This window comes from Pseudoalteromonas sp. Z1A6, from assembly GCF_011378745.1.
In the GTDB taxonomy this organism is placed as follows: Bacteria; Pseudomonadota; Gammaproteobacteria; order Enterobacterales; family Alteromonadaceae; genus Pseudoalteromonas; species Pseudoalteromonas arctica.
The window spans coordinates 1-3,271 of record NZ_WTKW01000417.1 but is presented as its reverse complement, the minus strand read 5'-3'; the positions used below and the strand labels follow the sequence as shown (position 1 = coordinate 3,271).

Annotated in this window: 2 protein-coding genes; both read right to left on the bottom strand. The window is 36.9% G+C overall.

All coding sequences use genetic code 11. The features are described 5' to 3' along the window. Positions 1–18: 18 nt before the first annotated feature. Positions 19–2,226: an EAL domain-containing protein gene (locus GQR46_RS17955; protein WP_165741849.1), complete on the bottom strand. Its 2,208-nt coding sequence runs from the start codon at positions 2,224–2,226 to the stop codon at positions 19–21. A 58-nt stretch (positions 2,227–2,284) separates the two neighbouring features. Beyond that, a partial coding sequence (locus GQR46_RS17950) for a response regulator (protein ID WP_165741848.1) occupies positions 2,285–3,271 on the bottom strand: 987 nt, incomplete at its 5' end.

The following is a 3,271-nucleotide window of genomic DNA, read 5'->3' as shown; positions in this document are numbered from 1 at the left end:
TTTCAAACTACTCTGTAATTAATTTAATTTTTCAAGCCAGTCGCTTGCAGGTTCAGGCCTGTGTAAATAATAGCCTTGAAGAATAACTTCTGGATATTCTTGCAATAAATCAAAGTGGGACTGGTTCTCTACACCTTCGGCAACTATCTCGAGTTCAAATAAACGGCCTAAGCTTACAATCATATCAATAATCAACTTATCGTTATTATCAGTCGGTGCTTCCAATACAAAAGAACGGTCAATTTTTAGTTCTTGTATGGGTAATTGTTTAAGATAAGTTAAACTCGAATATCCAGTACCAAAGTCATCAATTGATACCCTAATACCTAGCTTCTTGAGAAAGTGAACAGCCTCAATAGCCGCTTCCATGTGATTAAGCAATGTACCTTCAATTATCTCAATAGTGAGTTGCTGAGGATTAATGCTATGTTGCTTTATTTGTTGGCTAATAAAGCTTAAAAAACGCGCTTCATGAAAGTGCCTGCCACTTACATTAATTGATAGGTTTAACTCAGGGTGAGTTTTACTAAGTTGCGTTAATATTTCAAGTGCATTTGAAGTTACCCAGCAATCTAAGTCATAAATTATATCTGACTCTTCGGCTATAGATATAAACTCACCAGGGCTAATGAAGCCTTTTTGAGGATGCTCCCATCTTAATAAAACCTCAGCCCCTTTAAGGGTTTGGCTTCGGTCAAATTGGGATTGTAAATATAGGGATAACTCATTATTTGAGATTGCTTTACGTAAATCTTGTTCTATTTCAAAACGGCGTTTTGCTTGCTCGCCAAACGAAGTATCAAAAAAGGTAACTCTATTACCGCCTTTTTCTTTTGCTTTGTAACAAGCCGCCTCACAGTTACGGATTGTTTCTATAGCACTTTCCCACTGATCTTCCCGAGGAAAAATATACGTGCCAATACTTACTGTTAAGCTAACGTCTTGTTCATCAACGACAAAGGGGTGGTTTACACTTATGATCAGTTCTTGGGCTTTATTTTCAGCCATAGCTTGGGCTCTGATCCTGCCAACGCCTTTTTCGACTGTACACAGTACTGCAAATTCATCACTGCCTAAGCGAGCAATAACATCTTTTTTACTCACCTTAGAATGAATTCGTTTAGTTAATTCTTTTAAAATGTTATCGCCAGCGAGTAGGCCTAATCCATCATTTATTGAGTGGAAGCTGTCTATGTCAATAATATAAATATAGGCATAACTATTTTCGGTACTACAAACCTGAAGTTGCTGCTCCAACTGCTTTAAAAAACCATTTCGGTTTGGCAAACCTGTAAGTTCATCATGCCATGTGAGGTAGTGAATTCTTTCTTGCGTTATCTTAACGCTAGAAATATCACTAAATACACCAATATAGTGCACGTTGGTATCTTGCTCGCCTCTTACCATACTAAGAGTTAATAACTCAGGATAAAGCTCGCCATTTTTTCGTCTGGTTACTAGCTCTCCACTCCAATATCCTGCTTGGTTTGCATGATGCCATACTTGATCAAAGCTAATACTAGGGTGGTTATTTTGTTTAATATCGTGCAACTGCATTTGCAGGGAGTCAGATTCAGAGTAACCTGTAATCCGGCAAAATGAAGGGTTTACGGCAATAATTTTTCCGTTACTGTCGGTAATAACAACGCCATCAGCGGTTCCCGTTAGGGCTTGATAAAATAACTTTTGTTTTGAGGAGAGTTCTTTTAATTCTTCTTCACGCTGACTTAACTCTTTCGCCAGTGACTCTATTTCAAGTAGTTTGTCGTGCAGGTCAAAGTTTTTTTCTATAAGCCTATCTAGCATGCCTTGAGCGGTAATATGAGTGCGAATGCGTGCTCTAACGAGCGCTAGCTTGTAAGGTTTGTGTATGTAGTCAATTGCGCCCATAGCAAAGCCTTTTTCTTCAGACTCTTCCTCGGTAAGCGCAGTTACAAATATGACGGGGATGCCTTTGGTATTTTGTTTCGCTTTGAGTATATTACATACTTCGTAGCCGTCCATGCCAGGCATCATTATGTCTAATAAAATCAAGTCAGGCCGAGTTGACTCAATAAAGATCAAAGCCTGCTCACCACTAGTAGAAATACGTACATCGTAGTCAGTTAAAAGTCCTTCTACTAATACGTGTAAATTACTAGGTTCGTCATCAACAATAAGAATTAAAGGTTTATGCTTTTGTTCTGTGGTTAATCCATTATTGTTTGCGAGGTAATTTGAATGCACTATCTGTCCTTCTCTGCGTTCTTTACAATATTAATCTAGTTCAGGTTAGTGGTTATGCCTAATTTTTATTATCGTTTCTATACTTATCAATAAGCTCAATTACTAACGCGTAGTTAAAATGATCAATTGCTTCTTTGAGCTTAAATAGAGAGTGGTCTCTCTCATATTGATTCATTTCTAGCTGTCTAATCAAACTGCTAGGTACGGGGCGAGCCGTTAATGCTAATGAGTATATATTATCAATAACTGAGTCTTCGTTTTCTAGTTCATGTTGCTGTATATGTTCTTTTTTAAAGCTGTAAGCTATCAAAAATTGTTTTACAGCAAAAAGTGTAAGTATTAATTGCTCATTAAAATGAGATAAATTAATACTTTTCTTATCTATTAAGCTTTTCTCAACACTTTGCGCACTTTGTTGCAGTAGCTCAAAGCCTAATGTGCCGGCCAAGCCTTTGAGTGTATGTACTAGTCGAATTAAGCTTTCTAACTCTCCATTTTTGATTAATATATCAGCTTTAATCGAAAAGTCATTGTAATCGTTGACAAACTGAGTAAATAATTTAGCTAACAATTCGTCATTGTTTTCTAGGTTTTCTTTTGCTAAAGGCAGGTTTATAGTGCTCAGAGATTCGCTACTTTGCAGATGCTTTTCTATACTTTCGTAAAGCGCATCAAAAATAATCGGTTTTACTAAAAAGTCATCCATACCCGCTCTAAACGCTGCTTTTTTATCATTAGGATCTGCGGCTGCCGTAATTGCAATTATGGGAGTTTTGTAGCCTCGCTCTCTTAATATGCTTGTTGCTTCAAGCCCATCCATAACTGGCATTTGAACATCCATAAAAATAATATCGATGTCATTTATCTCTATTTTATCTAATGCATCATGTCCATTATCAGCAATGATCACGGTCATATCTAATTTTGCTAAAAGGGCGGAGGCTATTTCTTGGTTAATTCTATTATCATCAACAACTAATGCATTAAAACCCGAGAATTTAGGGTGAGGCTTTAATTGCTTTTCTTTGAAATTATTTGGTGAAAG